This is a genomic window from Shewanella frigidimarina (assembly GCF_003797125.1).
GTDB lineage: Bacteria > Pseudomonadota > Gammaproteobacteria > Enterobacterales > Shewanellaceae > Shewanella > Shewanella frigidimarina.
Genome location: NZ_RKKE01000001.1, coordinates 157,589 through 176,274, shown reverse-complemented (window position 1 = coordinate 176,274; position 18,686 = coordinate 157,589). Strand labels below are relative to the sequence as shown.

Annotated in this window: 14 protein-coding genes; 10 read left to right on the top strand and 4 right to left on the bottom strand. The window is 38.8% G+C overall.

What is annotated here, in order from left to right; genetic code table 11:
• The 10 genes from EGC86_RS00725 (at nt 1) to glmM (ending at nt 11,139) form a co-directional block, all read left to right on the top strand.
• Nucleotides 1–780 (top strand): glycosyltransferase family A protein, encoded by a 780-nt coding sequence (locus EGC86_RS00725; protein WP_123776333.1) that lies wholly within the window; start codon nt 1–3, stop codon nt 778–780.
• 43 nt (nt 781–823) lie between these two features.
• Complete coding sequence (locus tag EGC86_RS00720) at nt 824–2,050, top strand: glycosyltransferase family 4 protein (RefSeq protein ID WP_123776332.1); 1,227 nt, start codon at nt 824–826, stop codon at nt 2,048–2,050.
• Nucleotides 2,043–2,642 carry a sugar transferase gene (locus tag EGC86_RS00715; RefSeq protein WP_123776331.1) on the top strand — a complete coding sequence of 200 codons (600 nt, stop codon included), beginning with the start codon at nt 2,043–2,045 and terminating at the stop codon, nt 2,640–2,642. The genes EGC86_RS00720 and EGC86_RS00715 overlap by 8 nt, the downstream gene beginning before the upstream one ends.
• The gene (locus EGC86_RS00710; RefSeq protein WP_123776330.1) at nt 2,639–3,271 is read left to right on the top strand and encodes an acetyltransferase; all 633 of its coding nucleotides are present in this window, start codon (nt 2,639–2,641) and stop codon (nt 3,269–3,271) included. The genes EGC86_RS00715 and EGC86_RS00710 overlap by 4 nt, the downstream gene beginning before the upstream one ends.
• Entirely contained in the window at nt 3,271–4,116 is an 846-nt protein-coding gene (locus EGC86_RS00705) for a 3-hydroxyacyl-CoA dehydrogenase NAD-binding domain-containing protein (protein ID WP_123776329.1), read from the top strand. The genes EGC86_RS00710 and EGC86_RS00705 overlap by 1 nt, the downstream gene beginning before the upstream one ends.
• A gap of 3 nt (nt 4,117–4,119) precedes the next feature.
• Entirely contained in the window at nt 4,120–5,304 is a 1,185-nt protein-coding gene (locus EGC86_RS00700) for a DegT/DnrJ/EryC1/StrS family aminotransferase (RefSeq protein WP_123776328.1), read from the top strand.
• A 23-nt stretch (nt 5,305–5,327) separates the two neighbouring features.
• Nucleotides 5,328–6,494 carry a nucleotide sugar dehydrogenase gene (locus EGC86_RS00695; protein WP_123776327.1) on the top strand — a complete coding sequence of 389 codons (1,167 nt, stop codon included), beginning with the start codon at nt 5,328–5,330 and terminating at the stop codon, nt 6,492–6,494.
• 144 nt (nt 6,495–6,638) lie between these two features.
• On the top strand, nt 6,639–8,573 hold the full coding sequence (locus EGC86_RS00690) for a polysaccharide biosynthesis protein (RefSeq protein WP_123776326.1): 1,935 nt from the start codon (nt 6,639–6,641) through the stop codon (nt 8,571–8,573).
• 103 nt (nt 8,574–8,676) lie between these two features.
• Nucleotides 8,677–9,564, top strand: coding sequence for a UTP--glucose-1-phosphate uridylyltransferase GalU (galU, locus tag EGC86_RS00685; protein WP_123776325.1), 888 nt, complete (start codon nt 8,677–8,679; stop codon nt 9,562–9,564).
• Between the two features lie 225 nt (nt 9,565–9,789).
• A complete protein-coding gene (glmM, locus tag EGC86_RS00680; protein WP_123776324.1) occupies nt 9,790–11,139 on the top strand; it encodes a phosphoglucosamine mutase in 1,350 nt (449 codons plus the stop codon).
• 111 nt (nt 11,140–11,250) lie between these two features.
• On the opposite strand, the gene EGC86_RS00675 is transcribed toward glmM, so the two are convergent.
• The 4 genes from EGC86_RS00675 to EGC86_RS00660 form a co-directional block, all read right to left on the bottom strand.
• Nucleotides 11,251–12,936, bottom strand: coding sequence for a hypothetical protein (locus EGC86_RS00675; RefSeq protein ID WP_123776323.1), 1,686 nt, complete (start codon nt 12,934–12,936; stop codon nt 11,251–11,253).
• 83 nt (nt 12,937–13,019) lie between these two features.
• Nucleotides 13,020–14,186, bottom strand: coding sequence for an Arm DNA-binding domain-containing protein (locus tag EGC86_RS00670; RefSeq protein ID WP_123776322.1), 1,167 nt, complete (start codon nt 14,184–14,186; stop codon nt 13,020–13,022).
• A 295-nt stretch (nt 14,187–14,481) separates the two neighbouring features.
• Nucleotides 14,482–15,801: a hypothetical protein gene (locus EGC86_RS00665; protein WP_123776321.1), complete on the bottom strand. Its 1,320-nt coding sequence runs from the start codon at nt 15,799–15,801 to the stop codon at nt 14,482–14,484.
• A gap of 9 nt (nt 15,802–15,810) precedes the next feature.
• The gene (locus EGC86_RS00660) at nt 15,811–18,621 is read right to left on the bottom strand and encodes a site-specific integrase (protein WP_123776320.1); all 2,811 of its coding nucleotides are present in this window, start codon (nt 18,619–18,621) and stop codon (nt 15,811–15,813) included.
• Nucleotides 18,622–18,686 lie beyond the last annotated feature (65 nt).

Sequence of the window (18,686 nt, the reverse complement as noted above, 5' to 3'; positions counted from 1 at the left end):
ATGAAAACATTAGATGTATTAATATCAACATTTGGTTCTAGAGTTCAAGATATATCAAATTTATTGTTAGAGCCAATTGAAGGTGTTAGATATTTAGTTGGTCATCAGTGCGCTTCAAATATTGATATTTCTAAGTTAAATTTCTTAGAAAGACGTGATGTATTTTATTATGCATTAGAGTCTACGGGGGTAACTAAAAGTAGAAACTACTTACTCAATAAGGCTACTTCTGACATCGTGTATTTTTGTGACGATGACATTGTTCTCGATGTGGATTGTTTTAAAACCATTGTTGAATCTCATAGTAAAAATAAAAGTCAAGTTATAACTTTTATAGTAAATGATTTAGATGGTAATCCTAGGGGACGCTACCCTAATTCTGAGTCAAATCGGAGTTATGCGAATATTCTTTCTGTCGGAACAATTGAGATAAGTTTAAAACGTGAATGCTATGAAAGTGTACGTTTTTCTGAGGATATGGGAGCTGGTACTGACATTCCCATTGGTGACGAAGCCGTTTTTTTAGCTGATTGTATTAGAAATGATATGAAAATATTGTTTGTACCTACAGTTATTTGTAGCCATCCTCTAGAGTCTTCTGGCTCTTCCGTTTCTGAAACAAGTGTCTTTGCTCGGGGGGTTGCATTCCGAAGAGTTTTCGGGTGGTGTGGTTGGTTTATTTTACTTCCTTTTTTCTTGAAAAGAGCTAAACTTTTTACTATTGATGATGGAATGATAAAATCTTTTTTTATATTTGTTTCAGGCTTTAATTTTAAATGAATTATTTTTATTTCCGTGTCTAATTAACTAAGTATGTTTAACTATGAAAATTCTTTATCTTCATCAATATTTTGCTACTCCAGAATCAAATGCTGGAACTCGTTCTTATGAAATGGCTAAACGGTTTGTAAAAAGTGGCCATAATGTAACTTTTATTACTAGTTCTGCTTTTTTTTCTGAAAATTATAATTTCAACAAAGGTTGGAATATTATTCAGTTAGAAGGAATTGAATTACATGTTTTACATTTGAAATATTCTAATAAAGATAATTTTATGAAACGAATATTCAAGTTTATCAGGTTTTCAGTTAGTTCAACTATAAGATCACTCTCAATTAAAGCTGATGTTGTCTTTGCAACCAGTACACCTTTAACAATAGCTATACCAGGTTTATTTTATTCTAAGTTAAAAAATAAACCATTGGTGTTTGAAGTGCGAGATTTATGGCCTGAGTTACCAATAGCTTCAGGTGTAATCAAGAACAGACTCATTATAAAATGTGCAACATGGTTGGAGAAGTATACTTATAAAAATTCAAAAAGGCTTGTGGGTTTATCTCCAGGCATGTGTGATGGAATCATCAGGCATGGTATCGCTGCAGATAAAGTAACGCTTGCAACCAACAGTTGTGACACTGACTTATTTGATGTACATAAATCAGTAGGCCTCAATTACCTAAATTCTAAATTAAATTTCGTAGCTGGACGTAAACTCATTACTTACACTGGCACTTTTGGATTAATTAATAATGTTGGTTATATTGTTGAGTTAGCTAAAGCTGCTGACAAATTGGATTCTAATTTATGCTTCGTTGCTATAGGGGACGGCATGGAAAAAAAACAGATTATATCTGATGCTGACAAGGCTGGTGTGTTAAATAAGAACCTTTATATTCTTGCTGCCGTACCAAAGACTGAAATTGTCAAGCTTTTATCAGCTGCCGATTTGTCCTTGTCTTTATTTGGTTCAGTTAAAGAAATGTGGCATAATTCGGCTAATAAACTATTTGATTCACTAGCCTCACAAACACCAATAGCTATAAATTATGGTGGCTGGCAGCAAGAGTTTATTAATAAGCATAATTGTGGCCTTGTTCTACATGAGACTGATTTTAACAAAGCATCAGAGAGTATTTCTCATTTTTTAAGTAATCAAACCGAATATGATACTGCGGTTGAAAGTTGTAAAGTGCTTTCATATGATCATTTTTCAAGAGATATTATGGCTGCTCGAATAGAAAAGACATTAATGGATGCTATATATGATTAAACGTTTCTTTGATTTCTCAGTTGCTTTAAGTGCATTGCTTTTGTTATTACCTATCATAATTATAGTTGCTGTATGTATTCGTTTAAAATTGAGTTCTCCAATTTTATTTACTCAAGATCGCCCAGGCTTGAATGGCAAAGTTTTTAAAATGATGAAATTTCGTAGCATGCTCGATGGTAAAGATAAGTCAGGTAACTTGTTACCTGACGATGAACGTATGACTAATTTTGGCTCATTCTTGCGTTCAACTAGTCTGGATGAGCTACCAGGTTTATTTAATGTGTTAAAAGGTGACATGAGCTTAGTAGGCCCTCGCCCTTTACTTGTTCAGTATTTATCTCTTTATAACACTGAACAAGCACGCCGACACAATGTACGGCCTGGTATTACTGGTTGGGCACAAGTTAATGGACGTAACGCAATTAGCTGGGAACAAAAGTTTAAACTCGATGTATGGTATATAGATAATCAAAGTTTCTTGCTCGATTTAAAAATACTATTACTAACAGTTAAAAAAGTATTTATTCGTGAAGGAATAAGAGCTGAAGGAGAGGTTACAATGACTCTTTTTAAGGGGAGCGATGACAAATGAAAGAGTTAATTATAATTGGTGGTGGTGGTTTCGCAAAAGAAGTAGTTTGGCTTGCTGGTGATTGTAATCGCAAAGTAAAAGGGGTACTTGATGATTCGGTTGAAACTCATAATACTTACGTTCAAGGTGCTGCGGTAATCGGCAGTGTTTCTGAATGGGTAAACTATAAAGATTGTGAATTTATAATAGCTATTGGCTCTCCTAGGACAAGACGTTATGTATTAAACAAAATGCTTTCCTTGGGTAAGCCTAATTTTTCAATTCTCATACACCCAAGTGTCAGACTTTCGAACACAGTGACTGTTGGTAATGGTTCTATAATTTGCGCAGGCTCTATACTTACAGCTGATATCATGTTGGGAGAGCACAACATATTAAATCTCAATGTCACTGTTGGTCATGAATGTCAGTTTGGAGACTATGTTACTATTGCTCCAATGGTAGCTGTTTCCGGTAATGTTTTACTTGGCGATTTAGTTGAAGTTGGAACAGGATCTGTAATCAGACAAGGATTATCTCTTTTAGAAGGTTCTATGCTTGGTATGGGAGGTGTTCTTACAAAAAATATACCCGAGAGAATTATTTTTGCCGGTAATCCTGCAAAAAAATTAAAGGAAATTGTTGATTAATGGAAGTTTCAATTATTGGTTCTGGCACAATGGCTACAGGCATTACACAGGTGTTATGTGTTAATGACCAAGTAACTAAAATTAACCTTATAGCAAGAAATGATAATAAAGCCTTATTGGCTAAAGCTGTTTGTGAAAAAAGTATCTCCCGTTTGGTTAGGAAAGGTAAGTTAACTGAAGCACAATCAATAAATGCGTTGGAAAAAATTTATCCTAGTTCATTGTTATCGAGTGTAATAGCTTCTGATTTAGTAATTGAAGCAGTTGCTGAGGATTTCATTATTAAAATGGAGTTGTTCTCTGAGCTGTACAATTACGTTAAAGGTTCAACAATTATTGCATCTAATACATCGTCTTTGTCTATAACTGCATTTGGTAGTGTTTTACCTAATTCCAAGAATGTAGTTGGTTTACACTTTTTTAACCCTGCACCTGTAATGGAGTTGGTGGAAATTGTCGTTGGGCATGAGACATCAGAAGACGTTGTTCAATACCTCAAAGTTTTCACTCAAAATTTAGGTAAATCCCCCGTGGTAGTTCAAGAAGCCCCTGGTTTTGTCGTTAACAGAATGCTTATTCCAATGATTAACGAGGCCGTAAGTATTTTAGCTGAAGGCATCGCTACCGCTGTTGATATAGATAAAGCCATGAAATTTGGTGCTCACCACCCTATGGGGCCACTAGCACTAGCAGATCTAATTGGTAATGATGTAAATCTTTCTATTATGGAAACGCTTTATTCTGAAACTGGAGATCCTAAATATAGAGCTCACCCTCTTTTAAGAAAAATGGTAAGAGCAAATCATTTAGGTCGTAAAACTAAAAAAGGTTTTTTTGAGTATTAATATATGTTAAACACCCCATTTTCTCCATGGCCTAGCTTTACACAGCAAGAGGCTGATGCGGTTAGCCGTGTTGTATTATCGAACAAAGTAAATTATTGGACCGGCTTAGAAGGTAGAGAGTTTGAAAAAGAGTTCGCTCTATGGGCCGGAACGGATTACGCCGTTGCATTAAGTAATGGCACTCTTGCTCTTGATGTTGCACTCAAGGCGCTCAAAGTAGGTATTGGTGATGAAGTCATTACTACTCCGCGAACTTTTTTAGCATCAGCTTCTTCTATTGTTACTGCTGGCGCTGTTCCTGTATTTGCGGATGTTGATTTAAATAGCCAAGCAATTACGGCAGAAACTATTAAGGCAGTACTCACACCTAAAACTAAAGCTGTCATAGTTGTGCATTTAGCGGGAATGCCTGCTGAAATGGACGAAATAATGGAGCTAAGTAACGAGTATGGTTTTTATGTGGTCGAAGACTGCGCACAGGCCCATGGTGCTAAATATAAAGGTCGTTCAGTAGGCAGTATTGGCCATGTTGGTGCATGGAGTTTTTGCCAAGATAAAATTATGACTACCGGCGGAGAGGGCGGTATGGTAACCACTAATTCAAAAGAATTATGGTCTACTATGTGGAGTTATAAAGACCATGGTAAAAGTTTTGATGCCATATACAACCGTGAACACCCTCCTGGTTTTAGATGGTTGCACGAAAGTTTTGGCACAAACTGGCGTATGACAGAAATGCAAGCCGTACTAGGACGAATTCAACTAACAAGAATGTCTGATTGGGTTCAAAAACGTATTAATAATGCTTTTAAAATCGATAATGCAATTAAAGATTTGCTGCTAGTTCGTTTAGTTAATGTACCTGAATATATCGTCCATGCAGAATACAAACATTATGTATTCATAAATCCTGATAATCTTAAAGAAGGTTGGACACGAGATTTAATTGTTGAACAGATTAATGAACAAGGTGTACCAGCTTTTCAGGGAAGTTGTTCCGAAATATATTTGGAGAAAGCGTTTGATAATACTTCTTGGCGACCGAAGGAACGCTTAAAAAATGCGGTGGAACTCGGAGAAACTAGCCTAATGTTCTTGGTGCATCCGACACTAACATCATTAGAAATAGAACTAACATGCAGTGTAATTAGAGGCGTATTGTTAAGCGCTAGTAAAGTTATAAAATAAATAGTTGTAAAAAGAGATATATAATGAAAATAGCTATTGCAGGTACGGGTTACGTAGGGCTTTCTAATGCCATGCTTTTGGCTCAGAATCATGAAGTTGTTGCAGTGGATATTATTCCTGAAAAAGTTGCAATGTTGAACAATAAAAAGTCTCCGATAGTTGATGCTGAAATTGAAGATTATTTAGCTAATAAAAATCTCGATTTTACAGCTACATTGGATAAAAAATTAGCTTATAGTGATGCAGATTATGTCATAATTTCTACTCCAACAGATTACGATCCACAAACTAATTACTTTAATACATCTTCAGTTGAAGCTGTAATTAAAGATGTTTTAACTATTAGCCCATCAGCTGTAATGGTGATCAAATCGACCGTCCCAGTTGGGTACACCAAAAGTGTACGTGAAAAGTTTAATACCGATAATATTATTTTTTCTCCAGAATTTTTACGTGAAGGTAAAGCGCTTTATGATAATCTTTATCCTTCTCGTATTATTGTCGGTGAGCGTTCTCAGCGTGCTAAAGTATTTGCTAACCTTTTACTTGAAGGTGCTGTAAAAAGTAACATTGAAGTCCTGCTTACTGATTCAACTGAAGCAGAAGCTGTTAAATTGTTCTCTAATACCTATCTTGCGCTTCGTGTTGCATATTTTAATGAGCTTGATACTTATGCAGAAACACATGGTTTAGATGCTCGTCAAGTTATTGAAGGTGTTGGATTAGATCCGCGCATAGGTAAACATTACAACAATCCATCATTTGGTTATGGTGGATATTGTTTGCCTAAAGATACCAAACAATTACGAGCCAACTATGCTGACGTACCAAATAACATTATAAGTGCAATAGTTGATGCTAATACGACTCGTAAAGATTTTATTGCCGAATCGATTGTAAAGCGGAATCCTAAACGTGTTGGGATTTATCGATTAATCATGAAATCTGGTTCTGACAATTTCCGATCGTCTAGTATTCAGGGGATAATGAAGCGTATAAAAGCAAAAGGAATTGAAGTGGTTGTATACGAGCCTGTGCTTCAAGAAGATGAATTTTTTAACTCTAAAGTCATTAAGTCTCTTGAGGAGTTTAAAACTAGTTGTGATGTTATCGTATCAAACCGTATGGTTGACGAAATTCGTGATGTTGCGGATAAAGTCTATACACGTGATTTATTCGGTTCTGATTAATCGCTTTCATCAGCTTTTTAGTATTACATAATTTTTATCAATAACGCATACTCGTGCTAAACTCGATGTTTTAATGGGTCTAGAATACCTTTTAACGCAGTTAATATTTTTATTAGTATGAATGTTATTAATTTGGAGCGCGAAATGGATTTTTTGCAACGTATTTTCTCTTTACCTCGTCCTCAGAAACGTATGGTAAGTCTTTTTGTTGATTCATTTTTTTTAGTTTCTGCTTTTTGGACTGCTCTCTTGGTTCGACTTGATGATATCAGTGTGTTGAACAATGCTACCTTTTGGATGGTCATTTCAGTTGTTCTTCCTATAAGTTTAGTGTTATTTGCCAAATTAGGCCTTTACAGAGCTGTTCTGCGTTACATGGGCTTACAAGCTCTTGTTGCCATTGTCATTGGGGTTGCGGTTTCAACCATTACATTAGTGTTAGTTTCTTTTTATGCTGAAGCTAATATTCCTCGCACAGTCCCGTTAATATATGCTGCATTTTCATTAGTTTTTATTGGAGGTTCACGCACGATTGTTCGATCTATTGTCGGTTCTGGAATGAAACGTACTGGTGAACCTGTGATCATTTATGGTGCAGGTGTGAGTGGCCGCCAATTATTGACTTCGTTGGTTCAAAGCCATGAATATCATCCTTTTGCTTTCGTTGATGACGATGTGTGCTTACATGGTACGGTTATACAAGGGGTTCATGTTCATTCACCTTCAATTATTCGTAAGTTGATTAAGCAAAAATCAGTGACTAAAATTTTACTTGCTATGCCAAGTGCCACCCGCGCTAAACGTCAAGCGATATTGACTCGGTTAGAACCTTTGGCTATTCAGATATTAACCATTCCTGCGATGGCTGATTTAGTTAATGGGACTAAGCTTTACAGTGATATTAAAGAAGTCGAAATCGATGATTTACTGGGGCGTGATGCTGTGAATCCTCGCGAAGATCTTTTGTCTGCCAACATAAAAGATAAAGTGGTTATGGTCACTGGTGCCGGAGGCTCTATTGGTTCTGAGTTATGTCGACAGATTTTGAAACAGTCACCAAAAAAGTTAGTGCTTTTTGAGTTATCTGAGTTTGCTTTGTACGCCATAGATCGTGAATTAAATGCAACGGCTAAAGAGCTCGGTTTAAATGTCAGAATTTTACCTATAATGGGTTCAGTACAGCGCGAAAATCGTGTGCAAGCGGTTATGGAGTCGTTTGGTGTGCAAACGGTTTATCATGCTGCAGCTTATAAGCATGTACCTCTAGTAGAGCATAATGTCGTTGAAGGTGTTCGCAATAACGTATTTGGTACTCTCTATACTGCTAGAGCTGCCATAGCGGCCAAGGTTGAGACATTTGTGTTGGTTTCAACAGACAAAGCGGTACGTCCAACGAATGTAATGGGCACCACTAAACGTATGGCAGAGCTAGTTTTACAGGCATTGTCACGTGAAAATAATAAAACTCGTTTTTGTATGGTTAGATTTGGCAATGTACTTGGTTCATCGGGTTCCGTTGTGCCTTTGTTTAGAACTCAAATTGCTAATGGTGGCCCTGTAACTGTTACCCATCCCGAAATTACCCGCTTTTTTATGACGATACCAGAAGCATCCCAGTTAGTGATTCAAGCAGGGGCTATGGGTAAAGGCGGTGATGTATTTGTGCTAGATATGGGCAAGTCGGTAAAAATTGTTGATTTAGCTAAAAAAATGATTCGTTTAAGTGGTTATGAAGTTCGTAGTGAGAAAAACCCTGAGGGTGATATAGCGATTGAGTTTAGTGGATTGCGCCCTGGTGAGAAATTATATGAAGAACTGCTTATTGGAGATGATGTCACAGGTACTGAACATGAACGCATCATGACAGCAAATGAGCTGTATTTAACATGGGCTGATTATTCTGTAATTTTAGACCGTTTAGATTTAGCTTGTCATCAGTTTAACCATGAAGCCATTCGCGATATTTTACTTAAAACACCTACAGGTTTTGCGCCGACAGATGGTATTTGCGATTTAGTTTATCAGCAAAAAGCTAAAAACTTTGATGCATCTAAGAAAGTCATTAACTTTGTATCATAATTTTTGATTATCAATACTTTTGGGTTTCCTAAATATTTTTCAATTAATCAATGGTCGGCTAAAATCTAATCATAGATTAGGCTCATTTCTACAAGGATTTTAAATGAAAGTAGTTATTCCCGTTGCAGGCCTAGGCACTCGCATGTTGCCTGCCACCAAAGCCATCCCAAAAGAAATGTTACCGTTAGTGGACAAGCCTCTTATTCAATATATCGTCAATGAGTGTGTTGCTGCTGGCGTGAAAGAAATCGTGCTAGTTACTCATGCCAGTAAAAATGCTATTGAAAACCACTTTGATAAATCCTACGAGCTTGAATCCACATTAGAAAAACGTGTAAAGCGTCAGTTATTGGATGAAGTACAAGCTATTTGTCCTAAAGACGTGACTATCATGCATGTGCGTCAAGGCGAAGCTAAAGGTTTAGGTCATGCGGTACTATGTGCTTACCCTTGTATTGGTAATAACCCGTTTGCGGTCGTGCTACCTGATGTTGTGTTAGATGAATATACTGCTAATCAAAAAACAGAAAACTTAGCCGCGATGATAGCGCGTTACAAAGCGACATTTGCTAGCCAGATTATGGTAGCTCCTGTACCTGAATCTGACGTCAATAAATACGGAATAGCCGATTGTAATGGTGTTGAGATAACACCTGGTGATTCAGCTAAAATCAAAAGAATGGTTGAAAAACCTGATGTTGGTGAAGCCCCTTCTAATCTAGCGGTTGTTGGCCGTTATGTGTTATCTGAAAAGATCTGGCGCTTACTGGCTAAAACACCAGCGGGTGCAGGTGATGAGATTCAGTTAACCGACGCAATTGATATGCTGATAGAACAAGATACCGTTGAAGCTTTTAACATGACCGGTAAGTCGCATGATTGTGGTGATAAACTGGGTTATATGAATGCTTTTGTTGAATATGGCTTACGCGATGCTAAGTTAGGCGCGGATTTCAAAAAAAGCATTGAAAAAATTATGCTTGAACAGTAAAAATTCATCTTTTTAACACCCAAACCAACTCTTTGTAGTTGGTTTTTTGCTATAGCCTAAAAGCCTAGAGCGCTGCGCTGCTAGGACGCTACGCGGCTAGAGACTATAAAAGCAAACAGCATAGCGAAGCGACTTTAGCAGGACGAAGTCCGCTCTAGCAGCGAAGCGATCTTAGCAGTGACGAAGTCACGCCCTAGGTACTTAATTTTTAATTTTGGAGTTTTTATGTCTCGTAAGTATTTTGGCACCGATGGTGTGCGTGGAAAAGTAGGGACGTTTCCTATTACGCCTGATTTTGCTATGAAGTTAGGTTGGGCTGCGGGCAAAGTCTTAGCCTCAACCGGTACCCAAGAAGTGTTGATTGGTAAAGATACTCGTAGTAGTGGCTATATGTTGGAGTCGGCTATTGAAGCGGGTTTATCCGCTGCTGGTGTGAATGTGGCATTAATTGGCCCTATGCCAACGCCTGCCGTAGCGTATTTAGCCTCTACGTTCAGAGCCGATGCAGGGGTGGTGATCAGTGCATCGCACAATCCTTTTTATGATAACGGCATTAAGTTTTTCTCAAATTCTGGCACTAAGCTTAATGACGAACAAGAGCTTGAAATTGAAGCATTGTTAGATCAAGCTCTTAATCATAATGCAATGCAGTGTGTTGCTTCTGAAGATTTGGGAAAAGTGCGCCGGATTAATGATGCTGCGGGTCGTTACATTGAGTTTTGCAAAGGCGTATTTGCTAAAGATTTAACCTTAGCAGGCCTTAAAATTGTCGTCGATAGTGCTAACGGTGCGGCGTATCATATTGCACCCAATGTATACCGCGAGTTAGGTGCTGAGGTGATTAGCATTAATGATAAGCCTAATGGCACTAATATTAATGACCATTGCGGTGCGACCCATTTAGACAGTTTGCAAACAGCAGTTATGGTACATGAAGCTGATTTAGGCATTGCGATGGACGGTGACGCTGACCGGGTGATGTTTGTTGACCATAATGGCCATGTAGTGGACGGCGATCAAATTTTGTATATTTTAGCTAAATCGGCCAAACAGCAAGGCACAATGACAGGCGGTGTCGTCGGCACGTTAATGTCTAACCTCGGCCTTGAGATTGCGTTAAAAGAAATGGATATCCCGTTTAAACGCGCCAAAGTGGGTGACCGTTATGTGGTTGAGCAATTAAAACAGACTGGATGGCGCATAGGTGGCGAAGGTTCTGGCCATATTTTACACCTTGACCATGCCTCTACTGGCGATGCTGTTGTGGCATCACTATTAGTATTACAAGCGGTATTACAATCTGGCGAGTCATTAGCTGAGATAGTATCGGGTATGAAAAAGTTACCTCAAGTACTGCTTAATGTGCGTTTAATCGCTAACAATGCTAATGAGATCCTAGCCTCTGCTGCTGTAAAGCAAGCAGTGATTGAAGCAGAAGCTGTTCTAGGTGATAAAGGTCGTGTGTTATTACGTAAATCAGGTACTGAACCACTAATCCGCGTGATGGTTGAATCAATAGATCCTGAAATGTCACAAGCACAAGCAGAGCATATTGCAAAAGCGGTTAGGGCTTAATTCAAAAATGATAACAGGTGAGTATTTACTCTCACCTGTTATCGTGTCAGCCGGACATCACTAAACTACCTCATTCAATTCAGTTACCCCCACTGATTCTGCTTCGACTATTTAGCTCTGTTGCCCAGGCACTTTGTACTCCCTATTCTTATCATTATTAAGATCAATAAAAGTAATAGGCTGTCCATTTTCCATTGTGTTGACTTGATTTTTGATAAATGGAATAACAAACAACTTTTTATGTCTGTCGTCACACATGATCTCAGTCGGATTACTGCTGACCATGTTATTCTCAAGCGTATTGTCATTATGTATTAACAATGGATTATTGTTTGGCTCTTTTAGCCAACTTTCTAATCGACCTAACGCGCTATTTGCCCAACTACCATTAAAAGGCATCGGGGTTGAAATTAACTCCACTTTAGCCTCATTAGCCACAATCTGATGTGAGCGACAATACTCAAATTGACGGTTCATCACAGATTGTGTTAATTCTTCAATTGCGTACTTTTCTGTATCTGTCCAGTCAAAACGACATACCCCAAATTTATAAATAACTTCTCTCGTTTGCGCGGTCTCAATAATGCCACTCCAGACATAAAAGATAATGTGTGTATGGGTAAATTTATGATAAACACGGCTGATCTTCTCTTCTGAAGGCAACAATAATGTGGGCTGCTCGACGCAGGGGATATTAGAAACGTTTCTGAGGTAGCACTGCTGACCATTGTTGTAGGTAATTTTGACATGGATCCGCTGTTTACCGGTGCTTTCTCTTTCACCGCGTTCAACCGTTGCCCATTTTACCGGGAAAGGTTTTAGCTTATTAGGTATTTTGTAAAGATCATTAATGATAAGGATATCGTTGCACATCATGTCTGTCACTTTTCCGCCTGGGTTTCTTTTTTGGAGTGAAGACAGGCATGTTCTGGCAATAAATCGATCTGCGATGACGATATCGATAGGGTATTTGTCTTTTTGCTTATAATCACATCGAAAATTATTGCGCTGTGACTCGGGGAAATATTCAGACGTATACACTTTAATGTCTGTAACAAATTCGCTGTCTCTGAACTTTTGCAGCTCATGGTAAACCTTTGCTTTAAAGTCGGTAATTTTTTCTTCAGTATCCATGTCTTGTAGATCATATGACAAAGCTTGGATGACCTTTGCTCGTTTGAGCAGTTTGTCAGAAGTATTAAAGGTACGCGCTTCGATTTTATTTCGTGCGGCTAAAAATTCTGCACTAAGGATAAAGTTGTAATCAAGCTTTGAGGGAACATAGTCGACTTTTACCTTTAATGACACCAGGTTTTTGTCATGTTCTCTTCTTGCTGCCAAAATATGATTAAGCTTACTTTGAAGCTTGTGTTGCTCCTTTAAGCCTCGATTTATTTTTAGTTGAGTAAAGGAACAAGGGCACAGTGTTAAATGACATTCTTGCATAATGAATTGAGCAAAAAAGCGTAATTGCCGAGCTTGCATTGATTGATAATCAGACAGCTCACCAGTAAACCCCAAAAAAAGTGCAAGCTCTTTATAACAAGCCTGATTTAGGTTAGAAGATGAACAGGGTATGGTTAACGGATATTTTTGAAAAAACTGAATAATGGTTTGAGATGAGATATTGTCATCAAACATATTGAACCATTCATCTTTGTTTAACGATACCGATGGCATTGCAAGTAATTTAGTCAACGAGAATGATGCTATTTCTAAATCAACTGCAAATTGTGCGTTAAAGTGTTCAGTTAATGAGCCCGTTAAGCCGCCATTAAAACAGGTAATACAAATCATAAATAACCCCTTGTTGATACAAGTTATTGTTAAATTAATTGGCCGCGTAAGGCGCGGCACAGATAAAGAGTGCTATTTTTCTGCTACCCCAAGCCTTCACTTCGCATTAACGAATCAAATGCACTGCCGTCAAGGCGTGAAGCGTTAGCGACATAGGGGGCATAGACATCAAACAGCAATCGGGTGTCGCTATGACCGAGCATTTGCGAAATGTACAAGGGGTTTTCGTGAGCAGCGATATGAAGCACCGCTGCGGTATGGCGCGTTTCATAAGGTCGACGTGGTTTTAGACCAGCGGCTTTTAAGGTGGGAAACCACAATTTACGGCTAATAAAATGCGTTGAAGGGGGGAAACCTGTTGGCGCGATGAACACGAAGTTAGAACGCCCTGTTTTAACGGCTTGAATACGTTTAAAAGCATCAAAGATAGTGTCGCACATTTTTAATTCGCGGCGAGATTTTGGTGTTTTCACATCACACACTTCACCATTGACCCAATTTTGACGAATTCGGATTAATTTGTGGTCAAAATCAATATGCTCCCATTCCAAACCATGCACCTCACAACTGCGCATGCCTGTCCAAAATCGGATAATAAAATAATCCTTCCACTTCTGCGGTACTTTATCGAGAAACTTGCGCACCTCATCAATGGTCATGGGATGTGATTCTGCCTTTTCTTCCTTAAGCGATTTATATCGTCTTAGTGGATATTCAAACTTACATTCTTCAGCGGCCAAACTCACCATGGCAACCAGAGGCCAGAGTAAAAAATTAATTCGACGATTAGACAACAAGCGTGAACCGTCTTTTTTCTCGCCTTCTTTCAGTGCCTGACGAAAGTAATCCACCTGTGACAAGGTGATTTCATTGACTAGGGTATTACCAAACTCTGGGATAAGGTATTTATCTAATGCCGCGCGAATAGTGGCTTGGTAACTATTTTTCCATGTCGCTTTCTTACGTTCAAACCATTGGTTGGCAAAGTTATCAAAGAAGGGATATAGGCGGTCTGGGTGAGCTGCGCGTTGCAGTAACTCAAACTTCGCCACTTTTTGGCTGTTAGGGAAGTAGTCACGATATTGAAAGGTGCCTAAGTCAATTTCGGCACTCATTTTTTTGAGTGTGGCTTTGGCGTGTGCAAGGTTTTTGGGGGTGGCCATCAGTTTGGTGCCTTCACGAAAACGGCAGCCATAAAGATGTATGTCGAACTGAATACGCCCATTGGGGCGAATGCGAATTTGAGCCATAAGAGGCCTCCATCAAATAGATCTATCCCTATCCGATGGAATTCGTTAGAATTTGGCCATCGGCTGGGTGCGGTTTAAAGGTCGTCGCAGCCGGTACGGGGGAGAGTGGTTGCCGCCACTCTCTCCCAACTGCTATTTTTAGGGTAACTCAACTTGCCAATCGCGCAAGTTAATCACCACATTGTGTTTCCCAATAGGCTGATGTTTTAGCTTATTAGTTAACCAACACTATTTATACAACTAGTACTGTGTATTTGTCCAGTGTTTTGTTGTACTTATCGTATTCAATTTGTCATTAGTCCTCTTCAAAACCATAAGGATCTTCTACCACCTCTTCAAATGCTAGCTGACCTTGTTTTTCAGAGGGTTCAGGCTGAATGATAAATCGGTTACCATGCGTTTCGTCGTACTTACGCTTGAGTGCTTGGTATTGCTTCAGTTTTGGTTGTTCTGGTTTTAATTCAATGCTGCCGTAAGGAAGGCGATCTTGTAAATCCCTATAAATATTGAGTTTGTATTCTCCTTGTTTGTCTTTTGTTAGCGTGGCTCGCGTCAGTGTCATATTGAGCATATTTTTGATATAAAGTTCAGATAATGCTTTAGGGCAATAGGCAAAGAGCAATGAACCTTTTGTGCTGATATTCGTTGCAATGGGTTTAAATAACTTACTATGGTCTAAAATAGAGCAGATAAACATCTCGTTTTCTTCGATAAACAACATGCATTGGTTCGCGGCTTTGATCTCCTGTTGTTTCCAAAGAGCATCATTTCTCATCTTTAATGCCCATAGATCTCCCTGAAAATCTAAAACCGTTTGAGGTTCGTAGATATCTCGTTGATAAAATAACTCAATATCACTGAGTATGCATGTCATTGACTGTTCGGGTGATTTAAATGAAATGGCATCACCTTCAACGCAGATTTCAATCTCAGAACCCTCAGTATTGTTGCAAATCTGTGTTAACTGCGTGGCGGCATGTTGTGTCAAAGCAAAAGAGAAAGGAGGTTTAATATGTTCAGGCATCATTTTTTCGTTCACTTTGCCATTGCGTTGATAGCGTAACTCTCTTTTTTCACTATTAAACTGAATAAATTCTAAAGGGATATAATGTTGTGTTTCATTCAAAATATATTGAAGTGTCGTAACGGATACAGGATGAAAAGCGCGTTGGCTATTGGCTTTAAAGTACTCAATATGTTTTTGGTGGGCGACGTCAAGATCAAATATATCCATCGGAAGATAGTCTTGGCTTTTCGTTAATGTATCTTTTGTTAAATACAGACAAAACTGAACAGTAGTGTAATGCCCATTCTCGTATGAAAGGTGTAAAATATGGGGTGTTATATATGCTTGACCGTACCCAAATTTGACGCTTTTCATGTTAATAAAGAAATCGCGAGGGATAGCGAATTCGCTGTTTTTTAAACCATGCCCAGGTTCTAATGCTACATCACATAGCATGTATTCTGGATAGATCCCGCCGATATAGGTCGCTTTATTGGCTTTCGCATTAATAAAGACGCTAATGCAGTTGTCACTCTCTTTTTTATTCAGATTATCAACGATGTCTAAAAAAATTTGACTCGATGCTGCCGGTATTATCAGTTGTGTCATAAAAAACCTCTATTTAGTTTGTTGAACGTGTTTGATATACATTTGAATATGTTTAAGGGCGAATTCGATATTGTTAACGCGCAATGCTTTCCTTTGAGTTTTGCTCTTGGACGGGGTGAACGTTGGCGTTAGAGTGATTGTTAAGTGTGAATCCCCCTCTGATTGCTTCTTTACCATGTACTTCTCTTGTGCTTTGACAAAATATTGTTTCAGTCTCGAAAGTTGGACATTTGTATCTGTTTTCCGGTTAATGATGAGTGTGAAACTTGGTCGTAACCATCGCCACTGTGGTTGCCTTAAGACGGTTTCAAAGTGCCGTGAGTTTTTGACATTACAAGCTAATGTCAGTGTTAACGCTTGACCGGTTTCATTTGTGGAAATTGTGGGTGCCGGTAAATTTGACAGTGCTGTCATTTGAGCTTTATTGATATTGGGGTGTAAATGTCGACCTGATTGGTGCCAAATTTGGCTAAGCAGTGGCCAGTTCAATTGCTTTGCTTTTCGCATTTCAAGGAAGAGATAAAATACAAAATTTTTGGGTGCAGTAGAGAAAGAGCCCTGCCAACGTTTGATGAAGTCGAAAGCCACTTCGTCATAGTTCGTGCTCCATACAATATTGTTTGGGATAGCGTTTAACGATGAACGCTTCGAACACAATAGGTGGCGACGTAATTGATTTTCGGTAAGCGATATTGCGCTATTTTGTTTTTGCGCTAGGGTTTTGTCGCGGTACTTAGGGCTTATGAGTGCTAATTGACGAGAAAGATCATTAGAGCTCGGTGTTAAGTTGAGTATGTATTTTAATTCTGCGTGTGAATATTCTCGTGGTTGCAATGCGCCATAACCAAGTCTGTAAAAGGGATACAGCCAGTCAATGCTATGCAGGTAGGACCAACGAGTCGTCGCGTAGTTTTCATGGCCGATTTGTTTACATACCTCATCAAACAGTAAATTGTCGTTGCATTGTGAAAAATGATGACCTTCTAACCAGTAGTCGAAACGAGCGTTGACGACTTCTTCTGTTAGTAATCGCTGAAGTGCAGCAGAAGTCGTTGTCAATTGAGGGGCTAAACCGTAAGCCATATGCAAGGCTTGCTGCATAAAAAGATGTACGCCGCTGTGACGTAAATGATGAAACCGTACATGATGACCAGCGATAGCTTTAATGGCTTTTGTCAGTGGTAAAAGGTAATTCAATTGGCGTGAATGATAACTTTCATCGGTAAAGCCAATCAGTGGCTCACTGACATCACACATTGCTTTATTTGCAAGTACGATGCGCACGAGTTTAGCCAGTTCCTCTGGAATAACCGTGTGTACTGTACGAGCTTTATGCTCTTTAGTCGTCCCTTCTTCTGTTTTTCTGATATAGATGCGAAAGCATTGTGGATGGTTTGGAAGACAATGAATATCTTGGATCCGTAAACGTAAGATCTCTCCGCGCCTTAACATGGCGAAATAAGCTAAAATGCCAGAAACCGCACAAAACAGCCGCTGTAAAGGATGTCCGTCTTGATGAGTGAGCAAGGCATCTGTTATGTCATGTAACTCTTCAAGACTCAGTCGATAGGCATCGACACTTGAACAAGATGTAGGTGCATCAAACTCTGTGAGGTCAATACCATCTGTGATGGCTTGATGGCGCATAAAACGAAAAAAATACAACATATAAAGTCGACTTCTATCATTTTCAAGTGAGTAATAGACCCGGTGTGCCCATAGTTGTAGTGCTTCTTCGTCAATGGCGTTTGCATAAGAGAGGGGGTGAGAGGTTAGCTTTGATTGTAACGTTGTATAATTGTAGATAGTGTTATCAGCCAATACTGACTTATTGACACCGCCGTGTTCAATAAGCTCCTGGGTATAACGGTAGAGCATGGCGGGTAAAATGTTGTGTTGTTCAAATTCACTTAAACGACAATCGAGTTGCTTATCTACATGCTTGTTGCTGAGCAACCGTTTGTGTGGCCAATCATTTTCTTGAGATTGAGACGTTGATGATCCACTGAGTGGTGCTCGCCAATCATATTCATAAATGGATTTTAATTGTTGTCGCGTATCTTTAAGAGTGGTTTCAATTTTAACGAATGCCACATGGCGTTCAGGATAACTAATATCTTTGAGCAACGTGGGTACGACATTATCGCGATAATTCCAAACCGCTTGAAAAAGATGTTGCCAATGCCAAACAGGTTTCGCGGTGAGGTAAAATGGCTCATCTTCGATGAGCTGGTTAAGGCGTTTATGAAGTTTTTGGGTTGTTAAACCTTTTATCGGTTCTTTTTGATAGTCGCATAAAAGGCGATACACAAAGAGAGGTAAATGATAACGAGTAAAAAATACATCGTCATCTTCACCCTTTTGTTTATTCAATCCACCTAAATGATCCACTTTGAGATAGGTTTCAGTATCTTCAATTATGACGCAGTTAGGATCATTAATAATGCTCGTCAGATAATGGATGGAAAATGGAGCCACTTCCATTGCGATCGCCAGAGCGACAAATTCAGCGGATGGCTGGGGACGTTGATTAAACAATGCGACCTTACTTTGTGAATATGCGTCAAGCACTTGAAAAGCTTCGTCAGCACAATGATTGATTTTACTAAACCAGATTAAGTCTTGATCTTCCCAGGGCAATTCTTTCACTTCTGGAAGTTGCCAATGCAGCACATCTCCGAGGTAAGTCACAATATTGACTAAGGCAAGTTTATAGTGTCTTTGTTTTCCCGTTGATACTGTTTTAATGAATTTGTTGATAGCATTTATTTCGTTGAGAGTGAGCGTTTTGATTTGTTCAGATGGCTTAGCGCTATCCATTAATGGAAGCCAACGTTCAAAGACCCATTTTAGGTCATCTTTTGTTGCGCATTTTGTGCTGTTGC